The following is a 16,815-nucleotide window of genomic DNA, read 5'->3' on the forward strand; positions in this document are numbered from 1 at the left end:
TTGTACTACTTGTTGATATGTAAATCTTTCAAAGAACTTGTCGCGTTTTCGTTTAGCGAACGTGGGTGCAAAGATAATAACTTTCTATTTTAACTTCCAAACGTTTTCGGAACTTTTTTCAAAAGTTTTTGTTTCATCACTTATAGACCTGCGTTCTCTCTCGAATGCGGATGCAAAAGTACTGCTCTATAACATAACTTCCAAATCTTTTCAAGACTATTTTTTAACCGATTCGCAACGCCTACTTGCTAAAGTCTGAAATACTGATTGTTATGAATAAAACTTTTTTTCATTCCGCAGAAGCCCCTATTTTCAGTGCATGCGCTTCCTTTTATATGCATATAATAATGTACATAAGAATTGTAGAAAATATTCATAACTATGATGTATCTTTGCCTCTACATTGATTATTCATCTAAAAAACTTAATTCTAAATGGAATCAGTAATGAGAAAAACAACAATCACAGGTTTGTTGACAACTTGCGTCGTATCGCTCGCCATGTTTTCATCGTGTACAGGTGTAGAGCCAAACACACTCACCCAGGAAGAAGTAGCCGACGGTTGGCAATTACTTTTTGACGGAAAAACGCTGAACGGCTGGAAAGATTACAACGGGACTACCCTGACACAGCCTTGGCATGTAGTCGACGGATGCATCCAGGCCAAAGGTGACGGCAGCGATGCCAGCGGTTACATCGTAACCGACAAACAATATGAAAACTTTGAACTGTCCTGGGACTGGAAGCTCTCAAAAGGCGGTAACAGTGGCATGTTGTACCACGTGGTTGAACGCCCTCAGTTTGCGGTTCCTTATGTAACAGGACCCGAATACCAGTTAATCGATGAACCGAACTTCCCTGAACCATTGGAAGAATGGCAAAAATTAGGTGTGGACTACGCCATGCATCTCCCCGATAAATCAAAAATGAAAGTGAACCCGCAGGGGGAATGGAATAATTCAAAGATTGTCTTTGATAACGGACACGTCGAACACTGGCTGAACGGTGCTAAAATCCTGGAATTTGAAGACTGGACAGACGACTGGTATGCCAAAAAGAATAGCGGCAAATGGGCGAATGCTCCGGAATACGGTTTAGCTAAGAAAGGTGTACTATGCCTGCAAGACCATGGCTACCCGGCATCTTTCCGCAACATCAAAATCAAGGAACTTCCCCGAAAAACAAAAGAAGTCGAACTCTTCAACGGAGTAGACCTGAAAGGTTGGGAAGCTTACGGAACTGAAAAATGGTACGTAAAAGACGGTCTGTTGATTTGTGAAAGCGGCCCGGATAAAAAATATGGTTACCTGGCAACACGCGATTATTACGATGATTTCGATCTGACTGTAGAATTTAAGCAGGAAGCAGACGGAAACTCAGGCGTATTTATCCGCTCTTTCATCGAGGAAGATGTGAAAGTAAACGGCTGGCAGGTAGAAGTTGCCCCCAAAGGACATGACACGGGCGGCATCTACGAATCATACGGACGCGGTTGGCTGGTCCAGATCCCCGATGAAAAAGAAAACATCCTGAAAGAAGGCGACTGGAATACCATGCGTATCAAAATACAGGGAGATAATGTCCAAACCTGGTTGAACGGTCAGGAGATGGTTAATATCAACGACGAAAAGATCGGAGCCGGACAGGGACGCATCGCCCTGCAAATCCATGATGGCGGCGGTATCAAGGTCCTGTGGAAAAATCTGAAAGTAAAAACGTTATAAATTCTTACCCATAAAAAAGAACTCCCGTCCCCAATAATATGAGACGGGAGTTCTTTTTTCATCCTCTACGACCATGTCCTTTACGAGGAGACTGGGAGCGTTGCTTCTCAAGATATTGTTTATACTGATCTTCAGTCAGTATCTTCTTCATTTCAGCATCCCGATCATTCCGCATGGTTATCATCTTCTCGCGCATCTTTTGGCGATCCGAATCGGCCTGTTTCCTTTCCGCTTTCATCTTGTCTCTGAACTCAGCTTCCACTTTACGGAAATCTGCTGCCTGTTTCTCATCCAATTTCAGATCAGCAATCATCTTTTCACAACGTTGTGCCGGATCACCACCTTTTTTTGCACCCCGTTTGCCACCTTGGGCAAAAACAGAAACCGAACTGATCAAGAGAACCAAACACAATCCTATTACCTTCTTCATAAACTAATTACCTGTTATTAATATTAAACTTGTTTGTTTTAGAAGCGCTTCTGGATAATAGACTTGAAGACGGACGAAAGGTTTAAGCCAATCCGGAGTTATTTTATTATTTAACACAGATTTGCTATTTAACCGGCCCATAGTTGATTCCTTCGGTATCCCACTTCCGAAGGAAAAAATCCAACTTGGTTATAAAACGTTGATAGTCCTTGTTGGAGGCGTCCGTCCATCCTGTTTCCGCATAAGCAGCCAGGCGAGGATATACTTTCAGATTCATACTCTCGACCGTCGGAATAAACTCTCCCCACATCTGGCATCCCAATCCCAGCACTTTACTCTTCTCTTCTTCCGTCAAGCCTTCAGGTACAGGATTGAAAGAGTATGCTTTCTCCATAGGAATCGATTCATATGAATAATCCAAATAGGTATATTCATGATAAGAATTCACGACATCATATCCTTTCTCAATTGTTTTCCTAACAAGAGCCGTATCTCCTTTCCAGAAATGAACGATCGTACCGGAAGCCAACTCTTGTTTTATACCTTCCGTATCGGCATTCGACTGATAATCATGCAGTCTATCTCCGGTAATTTCATTCCACCCCATCATTCTCTTGCCTTTGGCAGCCAGCATATTGGAAATCTCATTTGTAAAATAGACCTGAAGTTCGGCCGGAGTCTTCAAATTATGCTTTGCCATGTAAGCACGGATTACCGGGGAGTTTTTCCATTGGTCATACTTCACCTCATCACCTCCGATATGAAATACAGCACCGGGGAATATCGCAATCACCTCATCCGTCACATCGTCCAGAAACTCCATGACTTTCGGATCGGCCACATTAAACACCTCATAATGTACCCCGAATTTACCAGGCACCCGGATCTGTTTCCCGCTTGTTCCCAGCCAGGGATAGGAAGCGATTGCAGCACTGGCATGTCCCGGCATACTCACTTCGGGAACAATCGTTATATGCCGTTTAGCCGCATAATCTACAATTTCTTTCAAATCGTCTTGCGTATAGAAGCCACCATGACGTTTTCCATCGTACACATCACTCCCAAAATGATTAATTTCGGAAGAATCTCTAAAAGCGCCTATCTCCGTCAGTTTCGGATACTTCTTTATTTCGATGCGCCATCCCTGGTCATTGGTCAGATGCCAATGGAAGACATTCATTTTCAGTGCTGCCATTTCATCGAGCAGTTGCTTCACCACTTCCTTGCCTTTGAAATAACGTCCTTCGTCCAACATAAAAGCACGCCATGAAAAAGCCGGATAATCTGTAACAGTTGCGTTCTGTATCAACAACTTACCGTCTTTTTCTTTGATCACCTGCCGCAAAGTGTGGATACCATTCAAGATGCCGGACGGCGAATTTGCTTTTATTACAATCTTTCCGGATGCTGCATCCAGAATATAGCCCTCTTTTTTATCCGGTAAAACCGCCGGGTCTAATTGCAAGCTTATATCCGCACTTCCACTGCCTTCTTTTAATACGGCTTCGGCAGAAAAATCGGAAAATAGATATGATTGGAGGAACAGTGCTTCATTCGCCAACTCCACGGGATAAGCGACAACCGGCCGGCTTTTCAATTTCACAAGCCCCGGAGTATAGACAATATCCGCAGGTTGGGGAATCACAGCATATTCTTCTACAGGAGGTTCCTGGCAAGAACAAAGAAATGCCAGACAAAGGGAGATAAGAAAACTTGATTTCATAAATATCTGAATTTAAAGTTAGCTCACTGCAACAACAGCATCACAATGAAAGACAAAAATACGCTATTTATCCGATAAGAACCTCTTCAAAACAAGTTTTTATTAAAGCTTTTTCCATAAGGCATCTTTTTAATCTTCTTATAAATCAGATTCTTTCATCAAAAATACAGCCCTTACAAATGCCGCCCAAAAGCGGTTGATTTGCAAGGGCTTAAAAATTATTATTCAAGTATCAGCTACTTGGTGTACCGCTCGTATTTACCGTCGATCATCACATCTTTTACAGCATCCAGATAATCAAATCCATATTTCATGTCCGGCAACAAATAAGCACCTTCCACCCACTCGTTCCAGGCATAGACCGTAATCAGTTTCGGCTGGTCCGGATGTTGGTCGCAATATGTTTTTGCTTTCTGCAGGAAAGCAGCAAAACTCTGCGGAGATTTATTCAGATGGACAACATCTTTCTGGGTCTTATGAGGAAAACGGGGCGTATCGTCCCAACCAATAGATGCATTCGGGAAATACGGAATCGAGACAGTCTCATCCCATTTCTGGAGACGTCCCTGCGCTTCGGTACCCCATTGTATATAATCCTGGCGATGCGGGCCACCCCAGTTATATTCCGTTAAACTATTAATACCTAATGCATCTATCTTTTTCAGATAATCTTCATTCGGAACACCTCCGGCCATTAACTGGACATGCAGTCCCGCGAATCCGGCTTTTTTCACTTCATCCCTGAAATAGTCCAACCCTTTACGCGTCTCTTCCAGACTCCCGAATGTTTTAATCAGATTATCCAAACTGAAAACGGAGAACACCGGTTTACCGTCCAACTTCAGATAATTCGGCTGCTTGAAGTATTGGTCGATAACGCGTTTTACAACAATCCTGAAATTCGGCCAGTCGATCGCACCATCCCACAAACGGGAGTTATCTTCTTTGTAACGATGTACATTCCAGTAGTTGCGCGCCACATCGTGGTCCGCCCACATAATATAAAAGTTCATTTTATGATTATTCTTCGCCTTCAGGAAACCATCATTCAAACATCCTTCCAGAAACGGTCCGTTATTAAACCAATACCAGTCAAAGATAAAAGTGTTTACACCATGATCCGTCGCGGCATCGATCCATTTCTCCATCACTTTAGGGTCATTGTCCAGTTCATACCCCCACAAAGGCACTTTCGGCTGGTAATGCCCTTCAAAGCGGGGATTCCCCTTCTTGATAATTTCCCACTCACCGGTTCCATCCGGCCACAACACTTCGTGCCCCATCGGATCGTCATGACAAGAAGGCCAGATATAGGCCGCAACATAGTAATCCGGAACACCAGCTTTATCTCCTGTTTTTTGGGCCTGCACATTCAGACCTCCACAAAGCAATAAACACGCACACAAGATGCAAGAGAACATCCAATTCGATTTATTTTCCATAATATTGCAATTTAAAGATTAATTCCATCCCGGATTCTGTTTCAGATTAGGATTCAAAGTTAATTCATCCTGCGGGATAGAATACAAATAATCCTGCTTATTTCTAAATTGATAACCATTAGGCATTACACTTTTAAAATAGTCGACCAACCCGTTTTCATCCACCTTAGAGCTGAAATCAGGATATTGTGTCAAGTCAACCGGATATCCCTTCGGCCGTTTATCTTTAAACAGCGCACTTGCCGCCCATCTCATATAATCATTATACCGCTGTCCCTCCAACGCTAATTCGACTCTCCTTTCCCTTCGGATTTCATATAGCTCATCCGTAACAGAGTAGCCATAATCCATCTTGTTCTTATCCAGGCTTTGCTTGTTAACCGTGAAATCGGGCATTCCAGCACGTTGTCTTAACAAGTTTAAAACCTCATAAGCAACGGAATTATCCAATTCGCACTTGGCTTCCGCATAATTAAGCAAGACTTCGCCGTAACGCAGCAGTATAAGCCCTGTTTCACCCTGGGTTTCCCAAGATTTACCGGCAGCCGGAGAGCTTGGATTAGCCGTCTTTTTTATCTGGAAACCAGTCGGACATAATTGTAATGCACCGCCTTCCATAACCGGCCCGTTAAAATAAGCATTCTCGCCGACAGACATCAAATCTCCCGGAATCCAAACAGTCGATTTCAAACGGACATCACAATCTTCCGCAATTTTCGTCAGAAAAGCATTCCCCTTACTCGTCACCGCCGTATTCAAATAATCATAAGGTTTACCATCCTTTCCCAGGTAGGAAGAGACCAGTTCCCATGTCGCTCCCTTCGAATCGCTATTATAGGTTACAAATCCCTGCGTAGAGTTTCCAGCTCCTTCTGCCGCATTGAATGCCCGATAAAGCAAGACCTCATTGATATCCGACATATTGTCAAAGCCAAACAACTTATAATAATCCTCATCCGGATTACCCGTGCTGTAAATACCGACCTGATAATCGCCCTTCATCAATTCTTCAGCCGCCTCCACACAAGCCCTAAAATATTTAACCGGATCAGCCCCAGCCGTCCCGAACTCCGTGCCGGCATGGTATTTTTGCCAGGACCCTTCGAATAAAGCGACACGCGTTTTGAAAGCCAACGCAGCCTCTTTATTAATACGGTTATTCCCGACATTTTTTCTCAGTTCGAGATGCGTAACCGCATGATCCAAGTCTGCCAAAATAGAATCAGCTATCAACACGCGGGAATCCCGAGGGCGCATTAGCGCTTCCGTATCATCCATTTGGATAACATGCGAATACCAGGGTACATCTCCGTATTTCTTCAGCAAGTTAAAATAGAACCAGGCACGGAAGAAATAGGCTTCCCCTAAATATTGCTTGTAAGCCTCATACCCACTCGTACATTTGGTGTAATTCTCAAAGAAGATGTTCACATTACGGATATTGTTCCATTCCCAGGTCCAGTTGCCAGTGGACTTTGAACGTACACCGTTCATAATCGTACTCGGGCTACCGGAAATCATATTGTCGTTATCCGTAGCCATATCGGCGACCATTTGTGTCCAAGGACAAAATGCAGGATAAAACTGCCGCGTATAATATTCCAATTCAGTCGATGTGCTCCAATAATCATCCATCGTGATTTTATCCAGAGGCTGCAAATCAATAAACTTCTCACATGAACACAATAATGCCATACATGAGATTGCTGTCAATATGAATCGTTTCATAATTTTTTATTCCTTAATAGATTAAACTTAATAAGTCACAGTCAAACCAATCGAATAAATTCGATCCGCACCATAGGTTAAACGTCCTGTCCCTGCTGTTCCGAAATAATCACCGCCGCCACCTTCGGGGAAACCTACCGGAGCAACCGGGTCTATCCCGTTCGGTAATTTCGAGAATGTCAACAAGTTTTCACCGGAGAAATAAATCCTCAGCTTTTCCAAATGCATTTTAGAGGTGACACTACGCGGGAAACTATATCCCAACTGTACGTTCTGCAAACGTAAGTAAGCCGCATTCTGCAAATAGCGCGTATTCGCGTTATTCTTGTTTTTAGCCTCTTCCGTGCTATTGAGGTAAGGTCTGGGCCAATAAGCATCCGTATTGATGTTGGCATCGCCTTCATACAATCCACTGTATTTCGTACCCGGTTGATCCCTGAAGTAATCCAGATGTCCGGGAGTCAGGCATGATTCCCACCAGCCATTGGTAAAGCCCCAGTAGATATTAGACATACGGTAGAAATACATGTCTTTTTTAGCCACACCTTTCCAAAGCATCGAAAAGTCAAATCCTTTATAAGAGACACCTCCGTTGATCGTATATTGATAATGGGGCTGGTCGTTACCGATAATCGACAAATCGCCATGATCGCCGATCGTGTTGGTACCGTTGTTCACTTTACCGTCATTGTTGGTATCTTCAAACTTCAAATCTCCGGTATTCCAGTTGGCAGCGATATGAGTCAAATCAACTTTAGAGAGGTAAGAATCCAAGTCTTCTTTCGTACGGAACAGATCATTTACCGTATATCCCCAAATATCACCGACTTCAGCACCTTCGTACCAGGTAGATAACGTCCCGGTCGGATTAAAGTATTTCGTAACAACGGACTTATAATCATACAGGCTTGCACCGATGTTATACGACAGTCCGTTTTCCAATGTTTGTTTCCAGTTCACACTGATTTCCCACCCCCGGGTTCTCAGCGTCGAGTTATTTTCTCTCGGAACATTTGCTCCTAACACACCCGGCATCGCCTGCGACGGGCCGACCATATCCGTTGTCCGCCGTTCAAACCAATCCGCCGTTGCAGACAGACGGTTATTCAAGAAAGACATATCCACACCGACATTCGTCGTCGTTGCCGTTTCCCATGTCAGGTTTCTGTTTACCAAACCCGGCGCAGATGTATATCCGACCGGTTTAGTAGAGCCGTAATTAAAAATCCAATTCAATTTATCGGAAGAGATAGGGATCAGCTCCAAGTCGCTGTACGGAGAAATATTCTGATTTCCCAACTGTCCCCAAGAGGCACGAATCTTCATCGTATTGACATACGGTTCGATATTTTTCCAAAACGGTTCATTATACAAATTCCAACCGGCAGAGAACGAAGGGAATACGCCCCATCTCTTTCCGTCACGGAAAACGTACGAGCCATCATAACGGGCATTTGCTTCAAACAAATACCTTTCCTTGTAGTTATAGTTCACTCTCGCGAAGTAACTTTCCGTAGAATTATGAGCCAGAGCTTCAGACAAAAGGGCATCGCCTGTGGCATTCGGGAATGACGGGACTTTTTCCGAAATCAGATCCGTCTTATATCCTTGTACCCAAGATTCGTCGCCCCGTTCGAACTGCATACCGGCCAATACGGTAAAGTTATGATCCTCATTGATATTAAAATCATAAGAAGTAAAGATATTAGTAGTCCAGTATTTCTTGATATACTTCCTGCGAAGCAAATTATTCGGGATACTTATACCATTCTCGTAAGGCTGATTATTAACATCATAAGTATAAATATACTTTTCCACATTCGATATTTCCTGATTATAGACATTATAAGCAAAATCAGCATTGATCTTCCATCCTTTCAGAGGACGAATTTCCATCCGGAAATTATTCCAGTAATCGATATCATCCTGTTTATCCGTTCCCGACTCTATCGAAGGTATATGGGATTCAAACATATAATTGCCAAAACCGTCATAGAGAGGAGTAATCGGATAGTTTCGGGAAATATGGCGATACATAAAAGAATAATCTCCCTCCTTAGTCATATTAGGTTTTTCCCTGATTTTCTTCGCAAAACGCGTCTCATACCCGAAATCCCACCAATCGGTAATAGCCACACTGATCTTACCCAACGTGTTGAGTCTCTTAAAATAGTCCGTACCGAAGTTCAGGACACTGCTGTCATCCATATAACCGGCAGAGAAATAATAAGACACCTTATCCGTACCGCCATGCAAGGAGATATCATGCTTCTGGTTCACACTGTTTCCGAAATAGATATCCCACCAATCGGTATTGGCATAATTGAGGTTCGCATTATTCCAAACGTTACCTTCCGGCATCGCGCCAAAAATCGTTGCCCCGTCCGGCCAGTTAGGGATCGAATTCCGGATATAGTCGAAATCGCCCTTCTGGTATGCAATGACACGGTCAATAGTTTCGTTGCTAAACGGGTGTCCTCCCATATTGTCTCCCGCCTCGTTTAAGACACGGGTCCATGTGTATGAATCCAGGCTTTCCGGCAATTTCTGTGCAGTCTTTACAATCAGGTTACCCGTATAGGAAACACTTACTTTCTCATTCCGTTTTCCTTTTTTCGTCGTAATCAGGATCACGCCGTATGGGGCTCTCGCTCCGTAAATAGCTGAAGCGGCCGCATCTTTCAAAACTGAAACCGACTCGATATCTTCCGGGTTCAGATTGTTCAGATCACCGGGAAAACCATCTATCACAACGTAAGGCGAGCCACCGTTCAAGGACCCCATACCACGGATCGAGATATTCATCGTGGCTCCGGGTTCAAACCCATTCTGGGTACCGATATCAAAATTAAAACCGGGAGCCGCACCCTGCAAAAGCTGCGACACGGTCGATGCCTGGCGGTCTTTGAAGTCCTTATCGGAAATCACATTGACGGCGCCTGTCAAGTTCACCTTTTTTTGAGTTCCGTAACCAACGACCACGACTTCATCCAGTGTTTTGGAATCTTCGAGAAGACTTATATCGAGACTCTTTTTATTCCCTACCGGAATCTCACGTGACATATATCCGATAAACGAGACTAACAGGATATCCGTATCGGCAACCTCCAATGTGAAATTTCCGTTCAGGTCTGTCACCGTACCGTTTGTCGTTCCTTTCACGACCACATTGGCTCCGATCACAGGTTCTCCGCTCTGGTCTTTCACGATACCTTTCAAGAGCTTTGTGTCTTGCTGGGGAAGGGTTCCTTTCTTCATTAACAAAATGTTATTACCCTCCATGAGATAGACAATATCCAAATTCCGGAAAATCTGGTTCAACACATTGAATACAGAGACGTCCGAAGCATTGAAAGAGATCCGGTGGTTCAAATCGACCTTTTCGTTGTTATAGACGAAAAGGAAATCTGTCTGTTCTTCTATCTGATTAATAATCTCTTTGACTGTCAATTCATTCGCAACAATATTGACGCGAGCAGTCTGAGAATTCACATTTACGGAAAAAACAGTAGAAGCGCATAATAATAACAAGCTTAAGATTAACTTCATCACTCTACATAGATGTTTAAATTCACTTAATAACAAGGGATAGTCTATCCCCGCATACTTTTTTTTCATAACTTTGCACTTTCAAAATGTTAGTACTGATTTAATTACAGGTTACGTCAGCAGGCTGACATTAGGTCGGATTATGCTGGAACCATAATCCGGTTTTTACATTTAATCGACTTCACTTACTCCATAGGCAGTTCATTTTATAGTTATCAGATTCAATTCGTTATCTTTCACATAAGTAAATTTATGCTCCAACTGAAGCACTTTCAAGACTTGTTCAACCCCGTCTTTTACACGGAATTTACCGGAATACCGCTCTTTCAGGAAAGGCAGGTCCGCCACTTCTATCCGGATATCGTAATATAGGCGCAGCTTATCGATGATAATGCCTATCGACTGATTATTAAAGCACAGCAATCCTTCTTTCCACTTAAAGTAATCCATGTATCCTATCGGAGCTGAAACATATTTACCATCCTTATAATAAACTTGTTCCCCGGCTGTCATCCTATATTTCCGGGAAAGATCCGGAGCACTGAGTTCGACACTTCCCCGCAGCAATGAAATATTAAATTCCCCCGCTTCCGAATAGGCCAACACATTAAACTCCGTTCCCAAGACCTTTACATCCATTGATTTCGTTTTGACTATAAAAGGGCTTTCATTATCATGCCTGACATCGAAATAGGCTTCACCGTCGAGCTCTACCTGCCGGCTTCCCTGCCGGAAGTTAACCGGATAGACTAACTTTGAATGAGCATTCAGCCAAACCTTCGTACTGTCCGGCAACGTCAACTCGGCACGCTGTCCGGCCGGAACATATAAGGTCTGATACAAAAGAGGGGATTCTTCTGCTATTTCCTTTTGCAGCAAGGAGTTTACGCCTAACAAGATTAAAGCGATGGCCGCCACTTTCAATAATTCTTTTACTATGCTGCGAAAAACGACCCGATATCCTTTCTTCTTTTTTTGTTCCTGTATCGATTGGTTAAGGATGGAAATATCATACAGCTTATGCAAAGCCATAAATTCTTTCACGTGATTTTCATCCGCATCCAACCAATCCACAACAGTCTCTACGTCATCAGACGAGATCGTTCCATCTACATATTTCTGTAATAGTTTCTTATCCATCTTTTTTTACCTCTTAATAGAAGAGACAACACATAGATGGAAATCCCTAAAACAAAATCGTCATTTCTCGAAATATTTTATCGCATAAATAAAAAGTAGAAAAGAGGAAGATATTCTTTCAACGCGACTCGCAAGAGTTTCAACGCTTTTGTGATGTGATACTCAACACTTTTTGTACTGAGAGAGAGTTCTTGGGCTATTTCTTTCACGGGGATGGATTCATAGCGGCTCATCTCAAAGATACGCCGGGTTTGTTCGGGCAAGGATTGCAAGGTTTTTTCTACGATCCCGGTTATTTCTGAAGAATAGATTTCTTCCGGATCACAAGCTTGCAAAGTGGTTATCCTGTAATTTAAGTCGCGGATCATTTTAGATGAGATCGATTCTGTTGCAGAATCTTTCACCGTCTGGTGTTTCAGATAGTTCAACGCCCCATTTTTTAAAATAGCCAGAAGCAGTGACATGGGATGTTCTACGGTTTCTTTTTTAGTGGTTTCCCAAAAACGGATCAACGCTTCCGAAACAATATCTTCTGCAACCATATCATCCCGGACATACGATTTCACAAACAGAAACGACCGCTTGTAGTAATTGGTATATATCTCACTAAAACTAATGGTATTCATTTTCCAGACAGATCTCCAATGAATTCTTTTTTGCAAATGTAATCTTTTTTAAGAAGAATGTTTATCGCACCCGGTTCAAAATATCTGTCCGGTCCATATAGTGATGAAAAAAATAAAGCCCCGGAGATGTTTGACCACCTCCGGGGCTTATCTTTTGTATGCTTTCATCCTTCACAGGGTTACCGGCTACATTGAACTTTTTAAATTCAATATACTTTAGTATTATTAATATTAAACTTGACCGCTTGTTCGCCTGTCACAGGGTAATTGGTGTTGACATGGGATGCATCCCGTACAAACCCACGCGGCCTGTTTTAGAATTATTTAGTTATAAATGCATCTATTATTTAACGATAGCTTTAACAGCTTCTTCACCTTCAACAGCTACAACAACTACACCGGCAGGAGCAGCGATTACAGCGTCGCTTGAAGTGATTACTGTGTTAGCTACTGTCTGGCCTAAGATATTAGTGATAACCACTTTCTTACCTTCGGCGTTAGCAATTCTTACAGCGCCATTCTGAGCAATTACTGTTACTTCAGATGTAGCGATTGTTTCATTGTCTGTAGCCAGCTCATCGTTTTCTTTGTTTTCAACATTGAAGATCAATGCACCGTCACCGCCAGTCTTAGCGTTAGCAAACGAAGAAGAATGATCTGTCAATACCACGCAACCATTATGCAGTTTCAACCAAGCGGCAGTAGAAGGAGCAATAGCTTTCTTCGTTCCTGCTGCAGAATATGTACCAGCTGCATTTTCAGGATAAGCCATAGATTCGAACAAGAATGAGTTATCTGCACTTTCTTCCGATACCTTCAGAGCCTTTTCAGGATGTACATAACGGAATGACCACGTTACATTCTTGTGTTCGTCACCAGACAAATCGATGATAAATGATTTTCCACCATTAGCAACTGCGATAGAATCAGCTTTTTCCATTGCTGCGAAATCGATCTTGTCATTATCCAAGCCCTTGAATTCGTCACGCAAAACATACATCAAATGATCTTCCGGAAGAACGATTGCTTCAACGAAACCAACACGAACATAACCGTTCTTAATATCTGTATAAGGTTTATCCATATTGTTAACCGCTGCAGAATCAGCAAAGCTTACCAAATATTTACCTCTCTGGAATCCAGGAAGAGCAGGAATTGCATGGATACAATGTGCAGAATCACAAGGTTGATTGTTTGCATCGATATGTCCATGAGTATATTCACAAGGAACGCCCTTAGAACCTTCAAAGTTTTTGTGAGCAACAGAGATCAAATACTGCGGTTTGATATAACCACGTCCTAATGCAAGCCAAGCTGTATCGATCTGGAATGCCAAACCTGTAGCCTTATCAGCAGTCCACATACCGGCATAGCTTACAACCTTATCCATCAGACCGCCTTCACGGTTATTTTCATCCATCAGATATTCCTTACGAACATTTTCGTAGAATCTCAGACTGTCAGCCTTGTCATCCTTATCTTCACCCAGAACTTCCCTGTTGAAACGACGATACAACGGAGTCTTATCTTCATTGATAGCGAATGCTGAAGTTCTTGTTTCAACCAATGGCTGAACTTTCAACGTGGCATCCAGGATATCATCAGTCACACCAGCTTTATAAGCACCCAGATTATTATCGGCAGCCTTTACGATTGCATAGTAGCATTCATCTTCGTAATGGTTGTTTTCTTTCAGGTAGAATGAATCAGGAATATTAATATAGCTATTCATACCATATTTAGCTTCTGCGCAACTATCCATATAAGCCAAGCCCAGTTGAACAGCATATCTTGCTCTGCGCAGCTGTTTGATACCTAATCTTTTAGCTTTTGCAGCATTTACTGTATAACCATAGTTTGTTATACCCTTATAGATCAAACGGAATGCATCTTTATCTTCAGCGTTTGCCAAAACATTCAACAAAGAATCTTTATCAGCACCCTTAGCCAAATACTTGCTGTTTTCACCAGTTGCATACGGATGCAGATACTTGAAGTTATATTCTCTCAGCAGGAATTCTGCATCCGGAATATTCTTGTAACCCAGCAAAGAATCCTGATAAGCTTCAGCGATCAAAGCAGCATTGCCCTTAACACCTTCAGCATCTTTCACCTGAACGAAGAACAAAGAGTCTGTTGCAGGAATCAATGTTGAAGAAGCAGACCAATATTTTGCACCGGCGGCTTTATATACCTGAATTGTTTCAGTCAAGCTTGCAAATTCACGGTTAGCAACTTCGTTCGGAGAAGTCGGAGCCAAACGATCATTCGACTGAGTCTTCAAGACAGTCCACTGATAAGCAGGCATATGAGCCGGAAGCTGTTCACCAGCTTTCACTGTTACCCACTGAGCTTCAGCACCATTTACATGGATCGGAGAAGCCAGATACTGACCTGCCTTATTCATGATAAAGTACAGACCTTCATCCAAAGATGCACGGCCGTCAGAAACAGGTTCGCAACCCTTGTAACCGAAACCGATTTCAGTTTCTTTCTTACCATAGATAGTTACGATACGGATATCATCTGCTTTAACCAAGTCCTGAACGGTTACGTAGTTCTTCTTGTCGGCGTTGGATTTAATAGAAGTTGTATCACCAGTTCCAAGAGAAGCCAAACTTTCACTAAAATAGGTATTTCCATTCAGATAAGTGGCCTGTGCAACCTGGATAACCAAACTATCGATAGAAGGCCAGTATGTGAATAGGAACTTGCCCTGATCATTAATCAATCCTAATGTATCTGAAAGCGTTTTACCATTCAGTTTAGCTTTTGTAAATTGTTTGGTAGTGAAACCTAAGAATCTTTCACCACTTTCGTTTACATAAGCTGTATCTACATAAACATATGTACTATCCTCTTTCTTACCAGTCAAGATACGAACAAATTCTGTACCTGAAGGAGCTCCCGCATATACAGCAGTATCAGCAAAGAATTTAGCATCGTCAGAGAAATAGTTCTTCAGTTGAGTGTTATTCTTGTCCTTGTTGAAATTCAGCTTAACACCTTTGTCAGCTGTTTGAAGACCAAGAATAGTGTTGATAGCTTCTGCATCCAAATTCAGTTCGTCAGCATAAACCAAAGAAAACTTCGTAAATACAGAACCGACACGACGATCAGCATAAGCAGTTGCAGCAGCTTCCTTCTTAACACGAATAGTATCATTACCACCAACCTGTAACAATCCGATTACAGAGTCTGCTTTAAAATAAGAATACAAAGTAGCATCTTCCACACCACTTTTGTATTGAGAAGAGAAAGCCCAACCATTTATTTCACCACCAACAGTAGTAGAGTCAGTAGTTGCACTTGAACCCGGACGAGTAACTAATTCCGTTCCGGCATAAGCAATATCCAAACGCTGGCCTGTAGCCTTGTTCGTAAAATCAAAGATAGGAGCTTTACCGTAACCTTCTTCTGTTACTTCCACACACCATAAAGAGTTTGCAATGTTAAGTCCATTCAAGGAAGTTTTTGCCTGCTTCAACAGAGTACCGTACTTATTCATCACCAAAACACTATCCCCTCCAGCCGTCTGTAACTGGAACAATTCAGTGTTGGTTTTCCCCAATGAAGTGACCGGAGTAGTGGCCGCATTAGCAGACATCGCACCAAATAACAATGCAACCCCTGCTACAAGAGTAGAAAACTTTTTGTTCATAATTTAATAATTTAATTAGTAATAAAACTTATGTGTCATATAATGTATAGCATCTCGTGAATGTTAACGATTGTATTTTGACTACAAATACGTACGTTTAAATTCGTCATTTTTTGAGGGGTTCTCGGAGTTTGTCGTGAAAAGCGGTATTTTCGTCCTCATTTAGCTATCTAATTGATAAGAAAGGACATAGAAAAAGGAAAAAACTTTGAGAAAAGGATTGCAGGTTTAAAAAGTATGCGTAAATTTGTGACGAATTTAAACGTACGTTTTTTTTCGTCATTTTGCTTTTACCTCCTATCTTTTTTATTTCCAATCAGTTACAAGTCAAAAACAGGTCGTTTTTACCCCTAAAAAACGGGCTTTTTCGCGTTCTCCCGTCTTCGTTCATATATTTCTTATTTATAATCACTTACACCCCTTTCATTCAAGTAGTGCTCGAAGTACAAATTTGTTGTTTTTGAAGGGATAGGGCAAAAAAGGGGGTAAAAAGAGGCAAAAACAACTTATAGGTTTACCTAAAACCAGGACACATGAGACTCCCGCAAACCGAAAATTACAATAACCCCCTCTTTCAGGCATTTTTCTATTTCATCCGAAATATTGATCGGTTTTGGATTGACTTTTTTCACGGTTTTAAGCTGCCCGGCTGACAACAAACGGAATGAGGTGCCAAGGCCATTCCGGAAAGCGTACAATTTGATTGCCGAAAACCGGAAACGCCGACAATGTGATAAACCTTAACTCCCGGAGAATCGAATATTTGAAAATAAAACGGACGGCGTTCCAAAT

The 16,815-nt window shown here is 42.2% G+C and carries 9 protein-coding genes; 1 reads left to right on the plus strand and 8 read right to left on the minus strand.

Annotated features, from left to right (window positions below):
• Nucleotides 1-434: 434 nt before the first annotated feature.
• Nucleotides 435-1,724 (plus strand): 3-keto-disaccharide hydrolase, encoded by a 1,290-nt coding sequence (locus DWU89_RS19240; RefSeq protein ID WP_115501255.1) that lies wholly within the window; start codon nt 435-437, stop codon nt 1,722-1,724.
• Nucleotides 1,725-1,782: 58 nt separating this feature from the next.
• Here the strand turns inward: DWU89_RS19240 and DWU89_RS19245 are convergent, their stop codons facing one another.
• From DWU89_RS19245 to DWU89_RS19280, 8 genes are all read right to left on the minus strand, one after another.
• Nucleotides 1,783-2,154 carry a periplasmic heavy metal sensor gene (locus tag DWU89_RS19245; RefSeq protein WP_115501256.1) on the minus strand — a complete coding sequence of 124 codons (372 nt, stop codon included), beginning with the start codon at nt 2,152-2,154 and terminating at the stop codon, nt 1,783-1,785.
• A 124-nt stretch (nt 2,155-2,278) separates the two neighbouring features.
• Entirely contained in the window at nt 2,279-3,877 is a 1,599-nt protein-coding gene (locus DWU89_RS19250; RefSeq protein WP_115501257.1) for a beta-N-acetylhexosaminidase, read from the minus strand.
• 236 nt (nt 3,878-4,113) lie between these two features.
• On the minus strand, nt 4,114-5,319 hold the full coding sequence (locus DWU89_RS19255) for a glycosyltransferase WbsX family protein (RefSeq protein ID WP_115501258.1): 1,206 nt from the start codon (nt 5,317-5,319) through the stop codon (nt 4,114-4,116).
• An 18-nt stretch (nt 5,320-5,337) separates the two neighbouring features.
• Complete coding sequence (locus DWU89_RS19260) at nt 5,338-7,047, minus strand: RagB/SusD family nutrient uptake outer membrane protein (protein WP_115501259.1); 1,710 nt, start codon at nt 7,045-7,047, stop codon at nt 5,338-5,340.
• A 27-nt stretch (nt 7,048-7,074) separates the two neighbouring features.
• The gene (locus DWU89_RS19265; protein ID WP_158543409.1) at nt 7,075-10,596 is read right to left on the minus strand and encodes a TonB-dependent receptor; all 3,522 of its coding nucleotides are present in this window, start codon (nt 10,594-10,596) and stop codon (nt 7,075-7,077) included.
• A gap of 201 nt (nt 10,597-10,797) precedes the next feature.
• Nucleotides 10,798-11,736, minus strand: a complete 939-nt coding sequence (locus tag DWU89_RS19270; RefSeq protein ID WP_115501261.1) for a FecR family protein — start codon at nt 11,734-11,736, stop codon at nt 10,798-10,800.
• Nucleotides 11,737-11,813: 77 nt separating this feature from the next.
• Nucleotides 11,814-12,362: an RNA polymerase sigma-70 factor gene (locus DWU89_RS19275; protein ID WP_115501262.1), complete on the minus strand. Its 549-nt coding sequence runs from the start codon at nt 12,360-12,362 to the stop codon at nt 11,814-11,816.
• Nucleotides 12,363-12,705: 343 nt separating this feature from the next.
• Nucleotides 12,706-16,023, minus strand: coding sequence for a DUF6383 domain-containing protein (locus tag DWU89_RS19280; protein ID WP_115501263.1), 3,318 nt, complete (start codon nt 16,021-16,023; stop codon nt 12,706-12,708).
• Nucleotides 16,024-16,815: the final 792 nt, after the last annotated feature.

The sequence above is a fragment of the Parabacteroides acidifaciens genome (assembly GCF_003363715.1).
GTDB classification, from domain to species: domain Bacteria; phylum Bacteroidota; class Bacteroidia; order Bacteroidales; family Tannerellaceae; genus Parabacteroides; species Parabacteroides acidifaciens.